Below are 21,453 nucleotides of genomic sequence, written 5' to 3' on the forward strand. Positions count from 1 at the left end.
TAAGGATCATGCCATCTTGGTGGCCATTGTCAAAGCCGTTGCGCGCACCATCTTCGATCGCCAAAGGACTTTGCCATGGCTGGACATTCCCCGCTCGATGATCCTGAAAATGCACGATTTGCCTGGGCCCGTTACCGGCAGATCATGAACTGGATGGCGCTGTTCAGCACGGCCGTCGTCGGCGTGGTGCTCACGGTGCTCTACATCCAGATCGGCTTCGTCTCGATCCACCTCTATATCGCCTCGGCATTGGGAGTCTGGCTGACGATCATGCTGATGGCGGCATTGATGGGGCTGGTGTTCCTGTCCAGCGGGACCGGCCACGATGAATCGATCGAGGACCGGCTCGAGGACGAGCGGAACCGCTAGGGTCCTAACCTTGGGTTTCTGGCGTTGAGGTTTGGGCATTGCGCCCCTATCTTGGCGCCATGAGCGAAACACAGGTCACCCTCGCCCCGAGCGCCGCCGCTCGCGTTGCCACCATTGCGCAAAAGCAGGGCAAGCCCGCGATCCTGCGGCTTTCGGTCGAAGGCGGGGGCTGTTCGGGCTTCCAGTACAAGTTCGGCCTGGCCGAGGCGCCAGAGGATGGCGACCTGATCGCCGAGACCGACGGCGTGCGGCTGGTGGTCGACGAGGTCAGCCTGGGGCTGCTGGAAGGCAGCGTCGTGGAATACGTGGAATCGCTTGGCGGCGCGGCGTTCCGGGTGAGCAATCCCCAAGCAGCTTCGGGATGCGGCTGTGGCGCCAGCTTCGCGATATGATCAAGGTCGCATCGTTCAACATCAACGGGATCAAGGCCCGCCTTCCCCGCCTGCTCGAATGGCTGGAGGAAACGCGGCCCTCGGTTGCCTGCCTTCAGGAAATCAAGACGCAGGACGAAGGCTTTCCCGCCGCCGAGTTCGAGAAGATCGGCTATCACGCGATCTGGCACGGGCAGAAGGGCTTCAACGGCGTGGCGATCCTCGCCGATGGGCAGGCGCCCGTGGAAGTGCAGCGCGGTCTTGCCGGAGAGCCCGAGGACGAGCATTCACGCTATCTTGAGGCCGATGTCTTCGGCATTCGCGTGGTGTGCATCTACTTGCCCAACGGCAATCCGCAGCCAGGCCCGAAGTTCGATTACAAGCTCCGCTGGATGGAGCGCCTGCGCAGGCGCATGGCCGAGATCATGGCGGAGGACGTGCCTGCAGTGGTGATCGGCGATTACAACGTGATCCCCGAGGACAAGGACACCTTCTCGGTCAAGGCGATGGCCAGCGATGCGCTGATGCAGCCCGAATCACGCGATGCCTACCGCCGCCTGCTCAACGACGGCTGGACCGACGCGATCGACACCTTCAATCCGCAGGGCGGGGTGTGGACGTTCTGGGATTACCAGGCCGGTGCTTGGCAGCGCGACCATGGCTTCCGCATCGATCACGCCCTGCTCTCGCCCGAACTGGCCGACCGACTCGTGGCAGCAGGCGTCGACAAGGAATACCGTGGCCGCGAGAAGGCCAGCGACCACGCTCCGGTATGGGTGCAGTTGCGCGACTAACGGTTCGTCGCAGCTGGTGAACGGTTCATAGATTGTCACATCACCTGAACGAAACCCTGTGCAGGGCGTCACCAGAGATTCAGGCGACTCGAGGCATCGCGTTCGGGACGCCAAGACGATTTGTGAAAGCCGAATGCCATGGGCCTGTTCAAGCCTGATTTCTTCCGTTCGCTTGCCTTCGGGTTCCTGATGGGTGCCGCTGTCATGGGCATTTCGGCCGGAACCACCGCACTGGCGACGCCGGATCTTGAACACGCCAGCGAACAGGCTTCGCATTAAGATGCGCCGCCCGATCCTCTCCGCAGCACTGGCGGTGGGGATCTTTACCGCATCGTGCCAGCAACCCGCACAGGCCGAAGGCGCGGTGGCGACGCCTGCGGCGACGGTGCAGGCAAACGAGCCGGCGGGCAAGAAGACCGCCGTTTTCGCAGGCGGGTGCTTCTGGGGAATCGAAGCGGTTTTCAGCCATCTCAAGGGCGTCAGCAGCGTGGTCTCGGGCTATCACGGCGGCGCGAAGAACACGGCGATCTACGACGTCGTCGGCTCAGGACGGACCGGCCACGCGGAGGCGGTGCGCGTGACCTATGACCCCGCGAAGATCCGCTACGACCAGCTCTTGCGGGTATTCTTTGCCGTGGGGGCAGATCCGACGCAGCTCAATTACCAGGGGCCGGACCACGGCTCGCAGTATCGCAATGCGCTGGTGCCGATGGACAAGGAACAGGCGCGCGTTGCTGCGGCCTATCTTGGTCAGTTGAAGAAGTCCGGCCTGTGGAAGCAGCCGATCGTCACCACGATCGAGCCCTACAAGGCGTTCTACCCGGCGGAAGGCTATCATCAGGACTTTGCCGCCAACAATCCCGACCACGGCTATATCAAGCGGTGGGACGCGCCGAAGGTGGCCAACCTCAAGCGACTGTTCCCTGATCTTTACAAGGTCGGCTTCACGCGGAACTGATTTGCGCGAGCGCGCGGTCGTGCCTATCTAGGACCGATGTCCGGGCACCATCATCACGATTTCGCAGGCGACAAGCTGATCGAGGCCGCGCGTGAAGCGCTGACAGCCTCAGGAGAGCAGTGGACCGAAATGCGCGCCGACGTGTTCGAGGCGCTGGCGGCGCACGAAAAGCCGGCGTCGGCCTATGACATCGCCGAGAGCGTCGGCACGCGGCGGGGCAAGCGCGTGGCGGCCAATTCGGTCTATCGCATTCTCGACCTGTTCGTGCGCACCAATCTGGCGCGCAGGGTGGAAAGCGCCAATGCCTATGTTGCCAACACGCATCCGGGCTGCCGGCATGACTGCATCTTCCTGATCTGCGACTTGTGCGGCAAGGCCGTGCACAGCGATGACGATGCGCTCACGGGCGCGCTGCGCCTAGCGGCGCAGGCAGCAGGCTTTGCCGAAGTGCGACCGGTCGTGGAGATTCGCGGCCATTGCGCGGAGTGCGCCAGCGAGGATTGATCGGCGAAAGCTGGTTTGCCTGATTGGGGGAGAGGGCGACATGGACGATCAGGCGAGAGAGCCACGGCACCTGCCGACGCGGAAGCAGTTCGCCGCCGTCATTTCCGGAAATGCGCTGGAATTCTACGATTTCCTGAGCTTTAGCTTCTTCGCGGTGAATGTCTCGCGGGTGATGTTCCCCGCAGGTGCGCCGGGCAGTGCGCTGCTGTTGACGCTGATGACGGCCGGTGCCGGTTTTGGCGCTCGGCCGCTGGGCGCGATCCTGTTCGGACTGCTCGGTGACAAGGTGGGACGCCGACCGACGATGCTGGCGACATTCGCGCTGATGGGCTTCAGCGCAATCGGACTGGCACTGACGCCAAGCTATGCGAGCATCGGCATCTGGGCGCCAATTCTCGTGGTGGCATTCCGGCTGCTGCAGGGGCTTGCGGCAGGCGGCGATGTGGGGCCGACCACGGCGTTCCTCGCCGAAAGCTCCCCGCCCGAGCGCCGCGGGATGCTGGTGGCGCTGCAACTGGTCGCCATGCGCATCGGCGTCCTGGGCAGCGGCCTTGTCGGGCTGGTGCTGGCGAGCGCGCTGACGCCGGCCGAGCTTGATGCCTATGGCTGGCGCATCGCCTTTGCGATCGGTGCAGGGATAGTGCCGCTGGCCTTCATTCTGCGGCGGCGGCTGGACGAGACGCTGCACTTGCCGGAGACCGGGCCGAACGTGGTGACCGAACTTGACGTTGCGGCCTATGCGGCGGCGCTGCTTGGCGTGTTCGGATTCCTGCTGGCGGGCGCGACCGGGGATTTCCTGTTCGTCTATGCAGTGACGTTCCTCAAGATTCCGGTGACGAACGGCTATCTGCTGCAGATGGCGGCGGCGGGCACGCAGATCGTCGGGCTGCTGGCCGGTGGCTGGCTGGGTGACAGGATCGGGCGGCAGAAGGTGAACTTTGTCACCGCAGTGCTGGCGGCGCTGGTTTCGCTGCCGCTGTTCCGCTGGGGCATAGCGGGCGGGTCGCTTGGACAACTTGCCCTTGCAGCGGCTTTGCTCCTGCTGATGGCGACGGTTTCGGCAGCGGTTGCCTATGCCGCGTTTGTCGAGATCACGCCCAAGCGGCATCGCGCCGGGCTGGTCGGCATCGGCTATGGCCTGGTGGTGGCGGTGACTTTCGGGCTGACTCCCGTGCTGCTCACCCGGTACATCGGGCAAAGCGGGGATCTTGCAGCGCCGGGCTATGCCTTCGTGATTGCGGCGGTGGCGCTGATCGCATCCTCGCTCATGCTGGGGCGCCGCGCGCCACGGACCTTCGGGAAGGCCGTGGCAACATGATCCCGTTCGACAGCGCCAAAGCATCGGTGTAAGGGCGGAGGGATGAATTCAGAACCGGCAACGCCGCTGCTCGACACGGTCAAGACACCAGACGATCTACGCAAGCTCGCACCTTCGCAGCTTCGCCAGCTTTCGGACGAATTGCGGACCGAGATGGTTTCTGCCGTGGGCACCACCGGCGGACATCTCGGATCGGGCCTTGGCGTTGTCGAACTGACCGTGGCGATCCACTATGTGTTCAACACGCCGCAGGACAAGCTGGTGTGGGACGTGGGCCACCAGGCCTATCCGCACAAGATCATCACCGGCCGGCGCGACCGCATCCGCACCTTGCGGCAGGGTGGCGGGCTTTCGGGCTTCACCAAGCGCAGCGAAAGCGAATACGACCCGTTCGGCACTGCACACTCGAGTACCTCGATCTCGGCGGCGCTGGGCTTTGCTATTGCCAACAAGCTGAGCAACCGTCCGGGCAAGGGCATTGCCGTGATCGGCGACGGCGCGATGAGCGCAGGGATGGCCTACGAGGCGATGAACAACGCCGGCGAGGCGGGGAACAGGCTTGTCGTCATCCTCAATGACAACGACATGTCGATCGCGCCGCCGGTTGGCGGGCTTTCGGCCTATCTGGCGCGGTTGGTATCCTCGCGCCAGTTCCTGGGCCTGCGCGAGATCGCGCGCAAGCTTTCGCGCAAGCTGCCGCGCCCGCTGCACACCGCCGCGCGCAAGACCGACGAGTTCGCGCGGGGCATGGCCATGGGCGGGACGCTGTTCGAGGAGCTGGGCTTCTACTATGTCGGCCCGCTTGACGGGCACAACATCGACCAGCTGATCCCGGTGCTGGAGAACGTGCGCGATGCGGCCGAAGGGCCATGCCTCGTCCATGTCGTGACGCAGAAGGGCAAGGGCTATGCGCCGGCCGAACAGGCGGCGGACAAGTACCACGGGGTGCAGAAGTTCGACGTGGTCACCGGCGAGCAGGTCAAGGCCAAGCCCGGTGCTCCGGCCTACCAGAACGTGTTCGGCGAGACGCTGGCGAAGCTTGCGGAAACCGACCCGACGATCTGCGCGATCACGGCGGCCATGCCGAGCGGCACGGGCGTCGACAAGTTTGCCAAGGCGCACCCGACGCGCACCTTCGACGTCGGCATTGCCGAGCAGCACGCCGTGACTTTCGCGGCAGGTCTGGCGGCAGAAGGCATGCGCCCGTTCTGCGCGATCTATTCGACCTTCCTGCAGCGTGCTTTCGACCAGGTCGTGCATGACGTGGCGATCCAGAATCTGCCGGTCCGCTTTGCCATCGACCGCGCCGGGCTGGTGGGTGCCGACGGCGCTACCCATGCCGGATCGTTCGACATCACCTACCTCGCCACCCTGCCGAACATGGTGGTGATGGCGGCGGCGGACGAGGCGGAACTGGTCCACATGACCTATACCGCCGCCCGCCATGACAGCGGCCCGATCGCGTTCCGCTATCCGCGCGGCAATGGCACGGGCGTGGCGCTGCCGGACGAGCCGGAGCTGCTCGAGATCGGCAAGGGGCGCATCGTGCGCTCGGGCTCGAAGGTGGCGCTGCTTTCGCTCGGCACCCGTCTGGCCGAGGCATTGAAGGCCGCGGACCAGCTCGAGGCCAAGGGGCTCTCGACGACGGTTGCAGACTTGCGCTTTGCCAAGCCGCTCGACACCGATCTGATCCGCCAGTTGATGGCCACGCACGAGGTTGTCGTGACGATCGAGGAAGGCGCGGTCGGCGGCCTTGGCGCACACGTGCTGACGATGGCGAGCGACGAAGGGCTGACCGATGGCGGCCTCAAGATCCGCACGATGCGCCTTCCCGACGTATTCCAGGACCACGATGCGCCGGACAAGCAGTACGACACCGCGGGCCTCAATGCGCCGCATATCGTCGATACCGTGCTCAAGGCACTGCGGCACAACTCTGCCGGCGTGAACGAAGCGCGGGCCTGACGCAGGAGTTGCGGCCGGCACGACCACATCGTGCCGGCGGATTATCGCACGTTCAGCCGATCCACATCCACAGTCCGGCAGGAATGCCGAACAGGTGGTAGTGCAGCCACGTGGCGATGAACCAGACGAAGAAGGCAAGGACCCAGGCAAGGCGCAGGCCGCCGAGTTCCTGCAGACGGGGCCAGAAGCTGGTGCGGCGCTGCCATGGCAGGAATTCGCGCTTGTTCTGGGCGACCTTGCGCTTGTCCTGGAAGTGCGAGCCGAGCAGCGCCAGCACGATCAGGCCTGACATGAAGACAAGGACACGAGGCGTCGGCGAAGCGACGATGTGACCGAGCGCCCATAGCGCAATGCCCCACATCATCGGATGCCGGGTGATCCTGAATACGCCGACCGGAATCCACGTGCCGACACCGGCGGCATTCTTGCCGACCAGCGCAGGATTGCGCACGAACGATGGCAGCAGGAACGCTGTGCCGGTTATCGTGAGCAGGCTGGCCACCACCCAGGGACCGGCGGCCATGCCATCCCATAGCGGCGTTCCCGCCTTGACGCGGTCAAAGGTGACGATCGCCCAGGCCAGTGCGCAGAGCGAGACCAAGGAATAGAACAACAGGAATCCTTGCGCGCCCATCATCGACTGAAGGCGCGAACGAATTGGCCCTGACATCACGAAATGCGAAAAAACGAAAGCAGTTGTCGCCACAATCAGTTGGATCAACGCATGATCCATGAACTGTCCCCCAATCCGCGGCCCCCGTTGCCGTTTTCGACCAACGCCCGCGTTACCCTGATGATACTCTCAAGTTGGCCAAAGCAAACCCCTGCAGAAACATTCTCACGTTCGAACGGTTCCCGCCATAAGGGAGAATATCAAGCCACCCCGTGCATCAGCTTCCTGAGCGGCACCGCGACGACGAGAAGCACGGCGCCGATGCCGATCGATATCCAGCCGATCGTCGTGAAGACACCCACGTAGGTATCGAGGCTGACCTTGAGATTGGTGACCTGGCCGCCGACGGTTTCGACGCTGGCCACCTGCGCGACCATCCCGGCAACGTACTGCGCCACCGCGATCGACAGGAACCACACCCCCATCATCATGCCGACGATGCGGGCCATGGACAACTTGGTGATCATCGACAGACCCACCGGCGAAATGCACAGCTCGGCCATCGAGTGGACCAGGTACAGGCCAGCAAGCCAGACGAGTCCGACCTTGAACTGCGCATCGGCAAACTGCGCGCCCCACACCAGCAGCAGGAAGCCCGCGCCCACGCCCATTAGCGCCAGGGCGAACTTGACCGGGATCGAAGGTTCGACGCCGCGCCGGGCCATCGCATTCCACATTGCGCCGAACACCGGCGCCAGCGCGACGATGAACAGGGCATTGAAGATCTGCGTCTGGCCCGCGGGCATGACGTAGACCTCATCGGTGGCAAAGCCCCTGGCCCGGGCATAGACCATGCCGATGAAGCCGGCCGTCATCACCAGGGCGAAGCCAGCACCCATCTTGCGCCTGGTTGCTGCCGGTTCACCATTGCCGAAGAACCAGGTGAGCAGCCAGCCCAGTCCGCCCAGCAGGAGCGCGAAGAACAGGTAGTAGGTGAACGGATAGGCGTTGAAGAACGCGAAAAGACCGCGAGTCCAGCCCACTTCGAGCACGGTGTTGCGCTCGGCAAACAGGGTCAGCGAAGAGCCGGCCTGCTCGAACAGGGTCCAGAACACGGTGTTGAAAACGATCAGCACCATGGCCGCGACCATCATCTGGAATTCGACGCGGCTGCCCGATGCCAGCGCCCAGATCAGGATGCCGGGAACGGCGAGAAGAAAGGTGCCGAACATCAGCTTGCCCATGATCGGCAGGCCGAGGAGATACCCGAGCAGTCCCTTGCCCGGCTCTGGCGCGACATAGGCCATCAGGTTGGTGAACAGGAAGAAGAACAGCGGCACGCAGACCAGCGCGGTACCGTAGATGAGCCAGTCCTTGCGCGGATCGGCCCCGGCGGGACGCTCGCCATAGCCATCGAGCCTGCCGCCATCGAACTGGAACAGGACCCACGACAACGTCATGCCGATGGCAGCAAGGCCAAATCCTGCCCACCAGCCCACGGATTCGGCGAGAATCGGGCAGAAGAACTGCGAGATCAGCGAGCCCAGGTTGATGCCCATGTAAAAGATCGTGAATCCGGCATCGCGGCGGCGGTCACCATCGGCATAGAGCGAGCCGACGATTGTGGAAATGTTGGGTTTGAAGAAGCCGTTGCCGACCGTGACCAGCGAGAGGCCGACGAGCAGTATCGCGATGTGCAGCTGCGAGCGTTCGCCGTCCGACTGGAATCCGCCAGGCGCGATGCGCTTTGCCTCGACCCCGTCAGCCGTCTTGAGCGAGACAGACTTGTCGTCGTTTCCGACGATCTCGAGGCGTTGGCCGCTCATTTCGACCGAACGCACTTCGCTGCCGGCGGTCTCTGTGACGGTCACCTCATAGCGCTGGCCTTCGACCGTCGCGTAAGGCTTGGCCGCCTCGCCCCCGAAGCAGAGCATGAAGTAGCCGACCGCCATCAGGATCGCGCCGAATTTCACCGAGCGTTTGGAGCCCAGGTAACGATCGGCAATCAGTCCGCCGATCAGCGGGGTCAGATAGACGAGTGCGGTGAAGCCACCGTATATTCCGGTGCTGGTGGTATCGTTGAAGAGGAAGTGCTTGGCGAGATAGAGCGTGAGGATCGCTCTCATGCCGTAATAGCCGAAGCGTTCCCACATTTCGGTCGTGAACAGGCGCTTCAATTGCGGTGGATGGCCGAACCACTCGCCAGTTGTCGTGGTTCGTGCGAAGTTCGTGTCTTCTTGGGCCATGCCGGCGAGCGATCCCGTCGTTGCTGTGTGAGCTTTTTGCACTGCCGCGCCTGTCCCGCACGGCAAATTTCCGCCTTAGTGCCACGTGTCGCGATGGCAAGAAACTATTTTCAATCGCAACCAATGTCGCAAAGCGGCAGGAGCGTGCCCGGAGCCCTGCCGCAACGAGCCGTTGTGTGCTGCGCTGTATTATGGCACTATGGCACCATGGGCATGAACACCAGCCAGGCAAGCCGCCCGGTCTACCTCCGCCTTCGCGACGAAATCTGTGCGGCGATCCTTGACGGTCGCTATGCGGAGGGCGCCATGCTGCCGTCGGTACGAGCCTATGCGGCCGAACAGGGCGCCAATCCCCTGACCGTGGCCAAGGCCTATCAGCAGTTTCAGGATGAAGGCTTGGTGATTGTCCAGCGCGGCGTTGGGATGTTCGTAGCACCCGGTGCCGTTGAAGCCTTGCGCCAGCGGGAGCGCGAATCTTTCCTGCAAGATGAATGGCCCGCAGTCGCGGCGCGGATGCGCCTGCTCGGCCTCAGCCTGGCCGACGTAGCGGAAATCGCCTGAAACGGTCCATTTTTGGCCACTTTGAGTAATATGAAACGATTGTCATGACCGGTTGGGCGTGGCAGGATGTTAGAATGTGCTCATACGGGGGTTTGGGCACAGGGATCGTAGAAAATCGGGGGGTGGCCGCATGGTCGCTCGGCGGAGGGAAAGAATGATAAGATCGGAGCTGCTGCAGGCTCTCGCCAAGGAAAGTCCTGGCATGCGCAGCGAAGAAATCGAACGGGTTGTCGACGTTTTCTTCGATGAGATTGCCAAGCGACTGGCCGATGGTGGGCGTGTCGAACTTCGTGGTTTCGGCGCGTTCTCCACGCGCGAACGCGATGCCCGGAAGGGCCGCAACCCGCGAACCGGCGAGACCGTCGAAGTACCGGGCAAGCGCGTGCCCTATTTCAAGGCAGGCAAGGAAATGCGGCAACGGCTCAACGCCGACTGAGCTTTCGACCGGAAATTCAGCAAGGGCGCGGCAACAGGCGTTGCCGCGCCCTTTGTGCTGTGGCAGGCGCGACTTGCACGAGTTGCAGCATTCAGGGCCTTAACCTGACCTGCCAACAGTTGCGGACGTGGCGGAATGGTAGACGCCGGGGACTTAAAATCCCTTGATCCTTGATCGTGCGGGTTCGAGTCCCGCCGTCCGCACCATGATCCTTTGCTTTGTAATTGTTTGCCCGGACTTGATGACGAGTCTGGCTACACATTTATAGCGTTTGTTTACATGTCTGTAAAAATCCAAGTCATTCCGTAATTTGCTTGGTAACTCCGCGGTAGGAATTACGTGCTAATACTGATTCTTGCCGGGGCATGCGTGCGCTCCGGCGCGGCTTCACGTGCACGGGGGATCGGGCTTGGCCCAGGCAGACGACGATCAAGTGCCTAAGGACGCGGAAGCCGGAGCGGAACAACGCGCCGCGCCGCGTTTCACCCTGCTGATCCGTGCCGCCAAGTTGATTCTGGATGGCGAACGCGAATTCCTCTGTGTCATCCGCGATGCTTCGACGAGCGGCCTCAAGATCCGCTTGTTCAACCCGCTGCCCCCTTGTGGATCGCTGGCCATCGAAATGAGCAACGGCGATCGCTATCCGATCGAGCAGATCTGGAGTGAAGGCGAATACGCGGGCTTCCGTTTCCTGAACGACATCGAGATCGAGCGTCTGCTTGACGAAAGCCACGGAACTTTCCCCAAGCGACAGGTCCGACTGCGCATCCATCTTGATGCAATCCTGCATTCCGGAGGCGATGCAGTACATGTCGCATTCCAGGACATTTCGCAGCAGGGCGCGTGCATCGAGTGCGACAAGTGGCTTCTCATGAACGAGCTCGTCCGGCTGGAAACGGAAGTTCTGCCCCCGATCTACGCCAAAGTGCGCTGGCGCAGCCACCCGCGTTACGGGCTTCTCTTCGAACAGACCTTCAAGATGGACGAACTCGCGCGGATCGCGGCGCCCTTGCAGGGCAGCGATCCTGCGATGCCCAACTCCGACGGACGGCTGCGGAACGTCTGACAGCGGTTGACTGGGAACGGCAAATCTTTGCCGAATGACCGGCCGTCATTAACCATCCCTTATCCATTTTCCTTCACGTCTGACCCACGCGAAAAGCGTTGAAACGGGGGTTTTGATGGTTAACGGGACGATGGCGGCCGATGGCCACGCAAACGGTTCTGGCAGCCGCAAGGTGGATGTCGCGATCATCGGCGCGGGGCCAGCCGGGCTGACGGCGGGCTACCTCCTCACCAAGCGGGGTTTCAGCGTCGCCATCATCGAAAAGGACCAGACCTATGTCGGCGGCATAAGCCGGACGGTCGAGCATGAAGGCTACCGTTTCGACATCGGCGGGCACCGCTTCTTCTCCAAGAGCCAGCAGGTCGTCGATCTGTGGAACGAGATACTGCCCGATGATTTCATCCAGCGCCCGCGGATGAGCCGGATCTATTACGAGGGCAAGTTCTACTCGTACCCGCTGCGCGCGTTCGAGGCGCTGTGGAACCTTGGCCTGGTGCGATCGACGCTGTGCATGGCGAGCTTTGCAAAAGCCAAGGCCTTTCCGAACCGCAATGTAAAGAGCTTCGAGGACTGGACCGTGAATCAGTTCGGGCAGAAGCTCTATTCGATCTTCTTCAAGACCTACACCGAGAAGGTCTGGGGCATGCCCTGCGACGAGATGAGCGCAGACTGGGCTGCCCAGCGGATCAAGGGACTGTCGCTGTGGGGGGCGGTCATCGACGGGCTGAAGCGCAGTCTCGGCCTGAACAGGCGCCCGAACGACGGCATGCAGACCAAGACCCTGCTCGAAACCTTCCGCTATCCGCGTCTGGGCCCCGGCATGATGTGGGATGCCGCGCGTGACAGGATCGTGGGCAGTGGCAAGGGTGAAGTGCTGATGGGCCATGCCTTCAAGCAGCTTGCTGCGGATGGCGCGGGCGGATGGCGCCTGTCTGCGAAGGGGCCAGATGGCGATTTGGTGATCGAGGCGGCCCACGCCATCAGCTCGGCGCCGATGCGCGAGCTGGCCGCGCGCCTGCATCCACTGCCCGCCACGACCCTCCAGGCCAGTCGCCTCAAGTATCGCGACTTCCTGACGGTGGCGCTCAAGATCCGTTCCGAGGAGCTGTTCCCCGACAACTGGATCTACATCCACGACAGCAAGGTGAAGGTCGGCCGCATCCAGAACTTCCGTTCGTGGTCGCCGGAAATGGTGCCCGACGAGAGCGTGGCCTGCGTCGGACTGGAATACTTCTGTTTCGAGGGCGACGCGCTGTGGGACTCCTCGGACGAGGAACTCATCGAACTGGCCAAGCAGGAAATGGCGATCCTCGGACTTGTCAGCCCGGAAAAGGTGATCGGCGGCGTGGTCGTGCGTCAGGAGAAGGCCTATCCGGTCTATGACGACGAATATGCCGCCAACGTGGCCGCCATGCGCACCGAACTGGAAGCTGCCCATCCCACACTGCACATGGTGGGCCGCAATGGCATGCACCGCTACAACAACCAGGACCACGCGATGATGACCGCGATGCTGACCGTGGAAAATATTGCGGCGGGCGCGCGGATCTATGATACCTGGTGCGTGAACGAGGATGCCGAGTACCACGAGGCGGGCAACGAGGGATCGCAGGGAACCCTGCCGGCGCGCGTGGCACCCAGCGAAGACCAGGCAGCGGCACTGGCATCGGTTCGCGACGTTCCTGCGCGGATCGTGCCTGAAAAGGCTGCGGCGAAGGCCGCCTGAACCGAACGGTGCCGCCACAGATGACCGGGACGATCCTGCCGATGATCGATCGCCTGCGCCGCGTGGTGCTCCTGCGCTACCTGCTCGCCAGCGTCGGGGCGCTGGCCGTGGACGTCGGCTCGTTCCTTGCCCTGCTGGCGGTGGGGATTGCACCGGTGATCGCTTCGGCGAGCGGCTATTCGCTAGGCATAGTAGCGCACTGGCTGCTTTCGAGTCGCACGGTCTTTACCGATACGGTGGCCGCAGAGCGCGGCGCGCGCACGCGGCAGAAAGCGCTGTTCGTTGGCTCGGCCCTTGTCGGGCTGGCGCTGACGACCCTGATCGTCGGAGCCGGTGCCGCGCTCGGTCTTGATTCGCGCTTGTCGAAGCTTATCGCCGTGGGGGCAAGCTTCATGACGACATGGCTGCTCAGAAAGCGGGTTGTCTTCCAGTGAGCTACCGCAATTCCGGCCAATCGCCGGGAGAGCGCAGCGTTGCGATTCCCTGGCGCGGCGTGTTGCTGGCTTGGGTTGCGATCAGCCTGCTGATGCTGGTTGGTAGCGGTGGCAGGCTGTCGCCGGCGAATTTCGTCGACGGCGATGATGCGCTGCGCCTGCAGCAGGTCCGCGACCTGCTGGGCGGGCAGGCCTGGTTCGACCTTCGCCAATACCGCATTGCGCCGCCCGATGGCGTGGCGATGCACTGGACCCGCGTTGTCGACATCCCGATCGCGGCAATGATCCTGCTGTTGCGTCCGCTGTTGGGGCAGGGGCTGGCAGAGAGCATAGCGATCGTCATTGTGCCGCTGCTGAACCTTCTGGCGGCAATGGCGCTCGCCGCGCGGCTGGCGGCAAGACAGTTTGGCCCGCGCATCGGTATCGTCGCAGCCCTGCTGGTGGCAGCGGTTGTGCCGGCGTCCTTCCGCATGATGCCGTTGCGGATAGATCACCACGCCATGCAGTTCGTGCTTGCGCTGGTTGCATTGAACGGCCTGTTCGCCTCTACGCCCCGGATGGGCGCGGCCGTGGCCGGAGCGGCGCTGGCATTGGCACTGGCGATATCGCTCGAATCGCTGCCTCTGGCCGTGATCGTCGGCGGGCTTTGCACCTTGCGCCTGTGGCGAGGCCAGGGCGAGTGGCTGATTAAGTATCTGCTGAGCCTGTCCGTGGCGAGCCTTGCCCTGTTCCTGGCAACGCGGGGCCTTGCCGATCAGGCGCAGCATTGCGATGCCGTTTCGCCTGTCCATGTCGCGGCGCTGTTGTGGATGGGGGGCGGCGTAGCGATCGTCCTGCGGCAGCTACGCGACCGCCCGCCGTTGGTTAGCCTGCTTGCCGTGTGCCTGATCGGAGCAGGGGCTATCGGCATTGCTGCGGTCTGGGCTCCCCGTTGCCTTGCCGGAGACGCTTTCGCTTCGGTCGATCCGCTGGTGCGCAAGGTATGGCTCGATTCCGTGCTCGAGGGCCTGCCGGTGTGGCGGCAGGAGCCGGGTTTTGCGGCAACCATCATCCTGCTGCCGCTGTTTGGCCTGATTGCCTGCCTGCGGCTTTTCAGGCGCGCGGCGGACCGCGCGGCGCAGCTGTTCTGGCTCGACTACGCGCTGCTGCTGCTTGGCGCGACGCCGGTCGGCCTGCTGGTGGCGCGCGCATCGGGAGTATCGTGTCTTTTTGCGACCGTGCCTGCGGCTTGGCAGGTTGCAGAGCAGTTCGCCCGCTGGCGGCAGGATTCCCTGCTGGTCCGCCGCATGGGCAGGGTGGTGGTAATGGTCACGCTGCTCTTGCCGGGCGTGCTGGTGGATCAGGCGGCGCGGCTGCTTGCCCCGGTAGGACAGGCTTCAGCAGGCCGGGCGCAGGGCGAGGTGGCCCTTGGCTGCGATTTCTCCAAGGCCGTGCCAGCACTGGAAGCAATTCCCCCGCAGACGCTGCTCACGGGGCTCGACATCGGGCCGACCCTGCTGGTCATGACCCGGCACAAGGTCATCGCGACGGCCCACCACCGTGCAGACACCGCCATTCGCGATGTGATCGAGGCTTTTCTGGGACCGGACGAAGCGGCGCGGCTGATCATGGCGCGACGCGGGGCGGCCATGGTGGTGATTTGCCCCGGCGGTAGCGAGGCGCGGTTCTATGCGGAGAAGGCACCTGACGGGTTCATTGCCCACCTCATGTCCGGCAGGACTCCGCCCTGGCTCCAGCCGGTGCCCATGCCGGCCGCTGGCGGGGTCAAGGCGTGGCGGGTGCTGCCGCGGTGATCGCGGAATAACGCTTGATGAACGGCGCCAAGTGAGCGCGGTAAGGATCCGCCGCGCCGATTGCGCCTGTATTCATCGGTTCGCGCACCTGCATAGCGCTGGCCGTTGAAACAACGCGTTTGGTCTCGTGTGGGCGGAACACCTGCGGCTCTGCGGCGAGCCGACAATGCTGCAGGATGCGCGGGATCTCGGTTTTCGGGGAACGGACAAGGGTCTGGTAATCGACGACGAGAATCCTCTCCGGGAACATCTCCGACCAGTGCTGGAACAACTGGTCTTCCAGCGCGAAGTGGCTGGCGATGTCCTCAAGCTTCCATGACCAGTCAAGGCCGTGGATGAAGTAGGTGCGGAACGCGGACCATGCGCAATCGACGGGATCGCGGCGCAGCCAGATCACTGGCGCTTGCGGCAGGAGTGCCGCGATCAGGCCCATGAAGCGGCTGGTATTGAGCGCCTTGTCGACGAAGCGCCCCTGCTGGCCGAACCGCTCCTGCCCGAGGTGGAGGTAGAGTGCTGCAAGATCATCAGCCTTGCCGCTTCTCGCGAGATAGGCGTTGAGGCCCGCTGCCCCGAGTGAACCCAGATCGCGCTGAAGGATCGCCATGCGGCCCAGTTCTTCCCCGCCTGAGACCTCCGAATGGCTAACGAGAATCTGTTCGACCAGCGTCGTGCCCGAGCGCGGCAGGCCGGTGACGAAGATGGGCTGGCTGGTGTCGATAGTGATGCCGGCGTTGATGTCGGCGACGAACGCACGGTCGAAACCGTCGCGGCAGGCTTCAGCTTCTCGCGCATCGGCTTTCGCCTCGTAAGGGCGTTCGGTACTTGCGATAGCCGCGCCCTGAGCGAAATGGTCGAAGGCTGCATCTGTTTCGTTCCGGTCGAAATGGACCCGTCCGGCAGCAAAGTGGAAATGTGACTGCTCGATCGCAGGAGCGCTGCGCATGAGAGGGGCGGACTGGAGGATGCGTTCGCCCACCGGGTCGCCCGAGTTGCGTTTGCGCGCAGAGACCAGCGCGAGCATGGCTTGGCCGAGTGCCGGGTTGGCATCGAGCGTTGCCTGAAGGATGCTTTCGGCCAGATCGGTCAGCCCGAGGTTCAGGGCTATGGTGCCCCGTAGGAAGCCGTTCTGCGAAGGATCGGGTACCGAGGGTGGCACGTTGCGGATGACGGACCAGGCCTGTTCGAGCCGGCCGCACTGCGCCAGCATGGCAGCCTGCAGGTAAGCTACCTGCGGGTGCCCGCGATGATGGTCGACAAAGGACTGCATGGCGGCGCTCGCGGCCGAGATTTCGCCATTGGTCTGCATCACCCTTGCAATGAGCTGCCAGCGGTCGCCGAGCGGCGGCCGGGCGGCGATCAGGGCGAACGCCGCGGTGTTGGCAGTGCGGCGATCCCCTGCTTCAAGCGCTGCCACAAAGCGGCGCAGCTGAGCGACGGCTTCAGCTTCGGTCATCGGCTTCATCGACATGTGGAGTAGCTACAGGATTGGCGGAAACAAGCGAAGTCAAACGTGGTGTCGGCACAAAAAAGAGGGGTGGCCGAAGCCACCCCTCCATGTGTTATCGATACTTCAATCCAGATCAGAAGTTCACGCCGAACTGGAAGCGGAAGTAACGCGGCTGCTGGTACGACAGGGGAGTACCGTAGTCGCCACGCGGATTGCCGTTGCTCTGCGTGCCCAATTCGCGGAGGTCGAGAACGCCCTTCTGGTTGAACACGTTGAACACGTCCACACGGAAGCTGGCATCCACCGCGTCGGTCGGCAGCTTGAACACGGCCGACAGGTTGGTGAAGACGTTCCAGTCCGACTGAAGCTGCGAACCACGCGGGGTCAGCTTCAGGGTTGTCGCGCTGGTTGTATTAACCGCAGCCTTGCTCGGATCGGTGATCACGTTGCCACTGTCGTCGGTGTTGCAGTAGAAGCCTGCTGCACCATAGGCACCGGCAAACGGATCACGAACCCGTGGCACGCGGCCGATACAGCCAAACTTGCGCGGCGAGATCGCCTGGAACTGCGCACCCAGCGTAAGCCAGTCACCGATCTGGTACGAACCAAATACCTTGAACTTGTGGGCATTGTGGCTTGGCAGGAAGCCGAAAGTACCGTCGGTAAGGCCCGGCTGGTCGAACGCGGTGGTCAGGCCCGAGTCAGTCTGCCCGTTGTCCGAACGGATGCCGCCTTCGATATTCCCCTTCGATTCGGACCAGGTATACGAAGCCGAGAGGCTCCATACGCCGTCGAAATCGCGGTCGAAGGTGGCCGTGATCGCCTTGTAGGTGCGCTTGGCCTTCGGATAGCCGAGCTGGGCAGCCGTGAAGTTCACTGTGCGCAGCGTCGATTCACCGTTGACCGGATCGGACAGGGTGATCGTGGCGTCGCGGCCCGGGTTTGCCAGCACGTACTGGTGGAAGCCAGTCCAGGTGCTGCCACAGCCGGTCAGCTTGTTGTCGGCGCAGTACTTGAGAACGGCGGCGTCGATCGCGATGTCTTCAAGCGAGTCGTTGAGCTTGCGATACTGACCGAACAGGCCGACGCGGACGCCGCTGCCGAGCTGTTGTTCGATACCGAGAACGAACTCGTCAACCGACTGCGGCTTAAGGCTCTTCGAAACGGTGGCCTCCGTCGGGGTCGCCTCGCCATCGGAGATGATGTCGCAGTTCTTGATCCCGGTATCCGGGCAAGCAACCGCATCTTCGAAGCCAAGAACCGGCGCGCCGACGATCGGCGTGCCATCCGCGTTCAACCCGTTGAGCAGGTTGTAGCGGGTGTAGTCGAGTTCTGCACCGGCAAGGCGGATGTTGGTGTTGGCGACGATCGGCAGGAAGTACCGGCCATACGAACCGTAAACCTTGGTGCGCTTGTCACCGAACGGGTCGGCAGTGAACGCAAGGCGCGGTGCCCACTGGTTGCCCGACTTGTAGTAGGTTGCACCCACCACGTTCTTGTTCTCGAAGCGATCGTTGCGGATGCCGAGGTTGAGCTGCAGGCGGTTGTCGAGCAGCGACCAGCTGTCCTGCAGGTAGAACGCTTCGTTGCGCGACTTGAACACGCCGCCGTTCACGAATGTACGCGCAGTGACATAGAGCGTGTTCGGGGTAGGAACGTAAATGTCACCCGAGTCTGCGGGCGTGCGGACGTAGGTATAGAAAACGTTGCCGGTGTAGCTGGTTGTCGCGTCCGTCGTCAGGTTTTCGCGGTCGTAGCCAGCCTTGAAGTGGTGTTCGCCGAGCAGGTTCACGAAGACTTCCGCGTCGGCACGGTAGAACTCTCGGGTATCGTAGTTCTCGTCGAGCGCGTTGACCGCATTGCCCACTGCGCCAAGACCGGCGGTGTCGGCGATGCCCGGAGCGTCCGGCGTGGTCGAACCGACGACGTCACGACGCTTGTTCTTGCCGTAGGCACCCGAAATAGTGAGGAAGTCGGTCAGCTGGCCGGTGTAACGACCGATGTAGTTTTCACCACCGCCCTGAAGAAGTGCGCGGCTCTGGAACGCGCCACGCTGCGGCACGCCATCAGTGCGGCTGTCATAGGTGCCACCGTTTGCGTCGACGATGCTGTAGCTGTCGAGCGTGCGGTCAAAACTCGAGTTGAAGTAGGTGAACTCGAGGCGATGGCCTTCGAACGGCAGGAAGTCGATCTTGCCGCCGTAGAAGGGCGAACGCATGCTGCGCTGCTCGCGACGCAGACCCGTGCTGTACGGCGCGATTGCGCGACGTGCATTGGGGTTGTTGGGATCGGGCTCGGTCTGGTTCGGGTTGACCGTCAGCAGCGTGTCGCCCGACTTGATGTAGTTGTGCTGGTAGAAGCCGTAGAAGAACAACTTGTCCTTGATGATCGGACCCGACAGGTTGAAGATCGTCTGGATCGTCTCGCGGGTGTCTTGATCGTTACGGTCGATCAGGGTGTTCTTGCGGTCTTCGAACAGCCCATCGGGTTCCCAGTTGACGAGCAAGCCGCCGTGGAACTGGTTCGAACCCGACTTAGTGATCGCGTTGACGAAGCCGCCGGTAAAGCGACCGAACTCTGCGGGGACACCGCCGTTCTTGACTTCGACCGTCTGGTAGAACTCAAACGGCACTTCGACCGAGCCGAGTCCCTCGCGGAAGTCCGTGACGTTGAGGCCGTTGATGAAGAAGGTGTTTTCCGAAACCGAACCGCCCGAGATGCTCGGCAGGTTGCCGAACGCGCTGTCACCTTGGCTGGTGCCGGGAGCAAGCAGGATGATCGAGGTCAGATCACGAGCGACGGGGACGCGCGCCGCGACGTCTGCGACCGAGATGACCTGGCCGGTGGTGGTGCGGTCAAAGTCCGAAACGCGGATGCGCTGGCCGGTGACGACGATCGATCCGTCGGCAGAAGCCGTGGCGGCACCGACGCGGACCAGGCGGAAGGAGTTGCCGCCTTCCGACTGAGTGATGCGGACGGCGGGATCGGTGAAGGTCTGGTACCCGTCAGCGGTGATCGTGAACGTGTAGGTGCCTTGCGGCAGGGTCGGGATGCGATAGCCACCGGCGGAGTCGGTGGTCACCGAACGGGTAAAGCCCTGATCGTTCGACTTGATTTCTACCGTTGCACCGGCGAGCGGGGCATCGTCTTCACCGACGATCTGGCCGCTGGCGGTAGCGTACGTAAAGTCCTGCGCCATGGCGGGCGCGACGAAGGCGGCCGAGCCGGCGAAACCGGCGACGACCAGCGCCAAGGGCGCGGCGCTCGCACGGAGCGCAGAGAAGGTTTTGATGTTCACGTGTCCAGTCCCTTTTGTCCTGAATCCTGCACAGCCAGCAAGAGCTGTGCAGGCCCTTTCCCGTATCGCCAAAACCCTAACAACGCGCTTTGGAGCGAAGCTTGGGCCCCCTTGGCAAACGGGCAAGATGCATCTGTTTGGCTGAAATGATCGGGACCATCAAAACACGATTGTCAGTTACGAAATGAATCCGAAACATGTGTAGCGAAACTGCCACACCGCCTTTGGGTCAGGTAAGGTAAGGCCGGATTTCCGTAACTTACGGGTGATGCACAGAAATTACACTCCCACCCCATTCACTTGCCATTAATTTCAAAGGTGACGGTTTCGGGTGAAACAACGCTGCGAACATAGGGATAAAGGCGTTGCAGCTGATACCAGAATCCCGATGGCGGTTTCGTTCCATCGGCAACCGGGCATAAAAGGAAAACGAACCGCCGGTGATGAGGGCTACCTGCGCAAAGGGCCGTGAATGCGGCCTACGTCTGGTCAGGAAGAAAAAGCAGCGGGTCGATCCGACTGGCCTGCCATTTCATCGACCAATGCAGGTGCGGGCCGGTCGCACGACCGGTGGCACCGATTCGGCCCAGCGGCGTGCCCTGGGCAACCTTGTCCCCTTCGCGCACCAGAAGTTCGGAGGCATGGAGAAAGGCACTGTTGAGGCCCATGCCATGGTCGAGCATCAGCAGTCGGCCTTCGAGGCTGAACGGGCTCTGCGCGGCAAGCGTCACGATACCCTCGGCCGGTGCGACATACGTCGTGCCTGCGCCACCGGCGATGTCGAGCCCGGAGTGATAGGCAGCCGGTTCGCCCTTGTAGATGCGCTGGGAGCCGAAACGCCCGGAGAAGCGGCCCGGCGCGGGGCGGATGAAGCTCTGCCGCCAGCCCTGTGCGCCGGTATCGACCGCACGGGCGGCGGCGATGCGGGCGAGTTCGGCACGGCGCAGGCGGAGGTATTCCTCGCTGGTCACGCCACCTGGCTTGCGGGCGACGTTGATGTGCTCGATCTGCCAGGCGCGCGGGGCAATAGCAAACTCGTGGACAAAAGGCCGACCGCCCGGCAGCGTCACCTCGATCCGCGCCAATGGGGTTGCATCGCGATCAAAGGCTATCAGGAAAGCCCAGTCATCCGCCAAAGCAACCGGCTTGCCATCAAGTTTGAGCGCCGTTGATCCGGGCTGCACGCGCCCTCTCAACCATCCGCCCTGCATGGCGCGGCTGTCGGGTGAGATCACCAATGTGCTGATGGGCGTATTGCCCAGCGCGAAACTTGCCACCGAAGCGGCCGTTCCGGCGAGGAAGGCGCGCCTCTGCAGGATCATTGCCAGCTCCTCAGCCTTCGAGATGGCGTCGCGTCGAGATTTCGGCGGTGGCGTAGGCCTCCTGCCGCTGCGCGCACCAGTAGCGCAGCGCATCGAGCGGTATCTTCTCGCCCGAGACGGCGCAGACGACATGATCGCCGCCCGAGAGCTGGCGGAACGAGCCGGGAAGGTAATGGAGGCGCGCGAGGCGACCGGATTGGGACATCAACATTGGGGCAATGTAATCCCTTAA

At 63.0% G+C, this 21,453-nt stretch carries 20 protein-coding genes and 1 tRNA gene; 15 read left to right on the forward strand and 6 right to left on the reverse strand.

Translation table 11 applies throughout. The features are described 5' to 3' along the window. Positions 1–75: 75 nt before the first annotated feature. From AC1Q5P_RS08940 to dxs, 8 genes are all read left to right on the forward strand, one after another. A complete protein-coding gene (locus AC1Q5P_RS08940; RefSeq protein WP_039333139.1) occupies positions 76–369 on the forward strand; it encodes a hypothetical protein in 294 nt (97 codons plus the stop codon). Between the two features lie 59 nt (positions 370–428). Further along, on the forward strand, positions 429–761 hold the full coding sequence (locus tag AC1Q5P_RS08945; RefSeq protein WP_039333137.1) for a HesB/IscA family protein: 333 nt from the start codon (positions 429–431) through the stop codon (positions 759–761). Next, entirely contained in the window at positions 758–1,534 is a 777-nt protein-coding gene (xth, locus tag AC1Q5P_RS08950; protein ID WP_492518741.1) for an exodeoxyribonuclease III, read from the forward strand. The genes AC1Q5P_RS08945 and xth overlap by 4 nt, the downstream gene beginning before the upstream one ends. Before the next feature lie 138 nt (positions 1,535–1,672). Next, on the forward strand, positions 1,673–1,813 hold the full coding sequence (locus AC1Q5P_RS08955) for a hypothetical protein (RefSeq protein ID WP_156135735.1): 141 nt from the start codon (positions 1,673–1,675) through the stop codon (positions 1,811–1,813). A 1-nt stretch (position 1,814) separates the two neighbouring features. Then, positions 1,815–2,492 carry a peptide-methionine (S)-S-oxide reductase MsrA gene (gene msrA, locus AC1Q5P_RS08960; protein WP_492477143.1) on the forward strand — a complete coding sequence of 226 codons (678 nt, stop codon included), beginning with the start codon at positions 1,815–1,817 and terminating at the stop codon, positions 2,490–2,492. Between the two features lie 36 nt (positions 2,493–2,528). Continuing rightward, entirely contained in the window at positions 2,529–2,996 is a 468-nt protein-coding gene (locus AC1Q5P_RS08965; protein WP_039333131.1) for a Fur family transcriptional regulator, read from the forward strand. A gap of 40 nt (positions 2,997–3,036) precedes the next feature. Then, positions 3,037–4,314, forward strand: coding sequence for an MFS transporter (locus tag AC1Q5P_RS08970; RefSeq protein ID WP_039333129.1), 1,278 nt, complete (start codon positions 3,037–3,039; stop codon positions 4,312–4,314). Between the two features lie 42 nt (positions 4,315–4,356). Next, positions 4,357–6,279, forward strand: a complete 1,923-nt coding sequence (dxs, locus tag AC1Q5P_RS08975; RefSeq protein WP_492518742.1) for a 1-deoxy-D-xylulose-5-phosphate synthase — start codon at positions 4,357–4,359, stop codon at positions 6,277–6,279. A 52-nt stretch (positions 6,280–6,331) separates the two neighbouring features. Here the strand turns inward: dxs and AC1Q5P_RS08980 are convergent, their stop codons facing one another. After that, the gene (locus AC1Q5P_RS08980) at positions 6,332–7,012 is read right to left on the reverse strand and encodes an NnrU family protein (RefSeq protein ID WP_492518743.1); all 681 of its coding nucleotides are present in this window, start codon (positions 7,010–7,012) and stop codon (positions 6,332–6,334) included. 140 nt (positions 7,013–7,152) lie between these two features. Next, positions 7,153–9,138 (reverse strand): peptide MFS transporter, encoded by a 1,986-nt coding sequence (locus AC1Q5P_RS08985; protein WP_492518744.1) that lies wholly within the window; start codon positions 9,136–9,138, stop codon positions 7,153–7,155. A gap of 213 nt (positions 9,139–9,351) precedes the next feature. Here AC1Q5P_RS08985 and AC1Q5P_RS08990 point away from each other — a divergent pair, with 213 nt between their 5' ends. The 7 genes from AC1Q5P_RS08990 to AC1Q5P_RS09020 all read left to right on the forward strand — a co-directional run bounded on the left by AC1Q5P_RS08990 (position 9,352) and on the right by AC1Q5P_RS09020 (position 15,154). Further along, positions 9,352–9,699 carry a GntR family transcriptional regulator gene (locus AC1Q5P_RS08990; protein ID WP_039333345.1) on the forward strand — a complete coding sequence of 116 codons (348 nt, stop codon included), beginning with the start codon at positions 9,352–9,354 and terminating at the stop codon, positions 9,697–9,699. 154 nt (positions 9,700–9,853) lie between these two features. Next, entirely contained in the window at positions 9,854–10,135 is a 282-nt protein-coding gene (locus AC1Q5P_RS08995; RefSeq protein WP_039333122.1) for an integration host factor subunit beta, read from the forward strand. A 121-nt stretch (positions 10,136–10,256) separates the two neighbouring features. After that, positions 10,257–10,341: transfer RNA gene (locus AC1Q5P_RS09000), tRNA-Leu, on the forward strand. Between the two features lie 203 nt (positions 10,342–10,544). Continuing rightward, positions 10,545–11,201, forward strand: coding sequence for a PilZ domain-containing protein (locus AC1Q5P_RS09005; protein ID WP_052242186.1), 657 nt, complete (start codon positions 10,545–10,547; stop codon positions 11,199–11,201). 115 nt (positions 11,202–11,316) lie between these two features. After that, complete coding sequence (locus tag AC1Q5P_RS09010; RefSeq protein ID WP_492518745.1) at positions 11,317–12,927, forward strand: NAD(P)/FAD-dependent oxidoreductase; 1,611 nt, start codon at positions 11,317–11,319, stop codon at positions 12,925–12,927. 20 nt (positions 12,928–12,947) lie between these two features. Further along, complete coding sequence (locus AC1Q5P_RS09015) at positions 12,948–13,361, forward strand: GtrA family protein (RefSeq protein WP_492477149.1); 414 nt, start codon at positions 12,948–12,950, stop codon at positions 13,359–13,361. Next, on the forward strand, positions 13,358–15,154 hold the full coding sequence (locus AC1Q5P_RS09020) for a hypothetical protein (RefSeq protein ID WP_492518746.1): 1,797 nt from the start codon (positions 13,358–13,360) through the stop codon (positions 15,152–15,154). The genes AC1Q5P_RS09015 and AC1Q5P_RS09020 overlap by 4 nt, the downstream gene beginning before the upstream one ends. On the opposite strand, the gene AC1Q5P_RS09025 is transcribed toward AC1Q5P_RS09020, so the two are convergent. The 4 genes from AC1Q5P_RS09025 to AC1Q5P_RS09040 form a co-directional block, all read right to left on the reverse strand. Further along, on the reverse strand, positions 15,126–16,616 hold the full coding sequence (locus tag AC1Q5P_RS09025; protein WP_492518747.1) for a tetratricopeptide repeat-containing sulfotransferase family protein: 1,491 nt from the start codon (positions 16,614–16,616) through the stop codon (positions 15,126–15,128). The genes AC1Q5P_RS09020 and AC1Q5P_RS09025 overlap by 29 nt on opposite strands. A 118-nt stretch (positions 16,617–16,734) precedes the next feature. After that, positions 16,735–19,899, reverse strand: coding sequence for a TonB-dependent receptor (locus tag AC1Q5P_RS09030; protein ID WP_492477152.1), 3,165 nt, complete (start codon positions 19,897–19,899; stop codon positions 16,735–16,737). A 479-nt stretch (positions 19,900–20,378) separates the two neighbouring features. Beyond that, the gene (locus tag AC1Q5P_RS09035; protein WP_039333114.1) at positions 20,379–21,221 is read right to left on the reverse strand and encodes a M23 family metallopeptidase; all 843 of its coding nucleotides are present in this window, start codon (positions 21,219–21,221) and stop codon (positions 20,379–20,381) included. Positions 21,222–21,231: 10 nt separating this feature from the next. Next, entirely contained in the window at positions 21,232–21,432 is a 201-nt protein-coding gene (locus AC1Q5P_RS09040; protein WP_039333112.1) for a DUF2093 domain-containing protein, read from the reverse strand. Positions 21,433–21,453: the final 21 nt, after the last annotated feature.

The sequence above is a fragment of the Novosphingobium sp. GW835-FHT14H07 genome (genome assembly GCF_058793515.1).

Excerpts from the sequence above, each read along its gene's own strand:
- AC1Q5P_RS08945 (WP_039333137.1), top strand. The coding sequence starts at position 429 with ATGAGCGAAACACAGGTCACCCTCGCCCCGAGCGCCGCCGCTCGCGTT.
- AC1Q5P_RS08970 (WP_039333129.1), top strand. The coding sequence starts at position 3,037 with ATGGACGATCAGGCGAGAGAGCCACGGCACCTGCCGACGCGGAAGCAG.
- AC1Q5P_RS09015 (WP_492477149.1), top strand. The coding sequence starts at position 12,948 with ATGACCGGGACGATCCTGCCGATGATCGATCGCCTGCGCCGCGTGGTG.
- AC1Q5P_RS09040 (WP_039333112.1), bottom strand. The coding sequence starts at position 21,432 with ATGTTGATGTCCCAATCCGGTCGCCTCGCGCGCCTCCATTACCTTCCC.
- AC1Q5P_RS08980 (WP_492518743.1), bottom strand. The coding sequence starts at position 7,012 with ATGGATCATGCGTTGATCCAACTGATTGTGGCGACAACTGCTTTCGTT.
- AC1Q5P_RS09010 (WP_492518745.1), top strand. The coding sequence starts at position 11,317 with ATGGTTAACGGGACGATGGCGGCCGATGGCCACGCAAACGGTTCTGGC.
- AC1Q5P_RS08985 (WP_492518744.1), bottom strand. The coding sequence starts at position 9,138 with ATGGCCCAAGAAGACACGAACTTCGCACGAACCACGACAACTGGCGAG.
- AC1Q5P_RS09035 (WP_039333114.1), bottom strand. The coding sequence starts at position 21,221 with ATGATCCTGCAGAGGCGCGCCTTCCTCGCCGGAACGGCCGCTTCGGTG.
- msrA (WP_492477143.1), top strand. The coding sequence starts at position 1,815 with ATGCGCCGCCCGATCCTCTCCGCAGCACTGGCGGTGGGGATCTTTACC.
- AC1Q5P_RS08940 (WP_039333139.1), top strand. The coding sequence starts at position 76 with ATGGCTGGACATTCCCCGCTCGATGATCCTGAAAATGCACGATTTGCC.
- AC1Q5P_RS08955 (WP_156135735.1), top strand. The coding sequence starts at position 1,673 with ATGGGCCTGTTCAAGCCTGATTTCTTCCGTTCGCTTGCCTTCGGGTTC.
- AC1Q5P_RS09025 (WP_492518747.1), bottom strand. The coding sequence starts at position 16,616 with ATGAAGCCGATGACCGAAGCTGAAGCCGTCGCTCAGCTGCGCCGCTTT.
- AC1Q5P_RS08995 (WP_039333122.1), top strand. The coding sequence starts at position 9,854 with ATGATAAGATCGGAGCTGCTGCAGGCTCTCGCCAAGGAAAGTCCTGGC.
- AC1Q5P_RS08990 (WP_039333345.1), top strand. The coding sequence starts at position 9,352 with ATGAACACCAGCCAGGCAAGCCGCCCGGTCTACCTCCGCCTTCGCGAC.
- dxs (WP_492518742.1), top strand. The coding sequence starts at position 4,357 with ATGAATTCAGAACCGGCAACGCCGCTGCTCGACACGGTCAAGACACCA.
- AC1Q5P_RS08965 (WP_039333131.1), top strand. The coding sequence starts at position 2,529 with ATGTCCGGGCACCATCATCACGATTTCGCAGGCGACAAGCTGATCGAG.
- xth (WP_492518741.1), top strand. The coding sequence starts at position 758 with ATGATCAAGGTCGCATCGTTCAACATCAACGGGATCAAGGCCCGCCTT.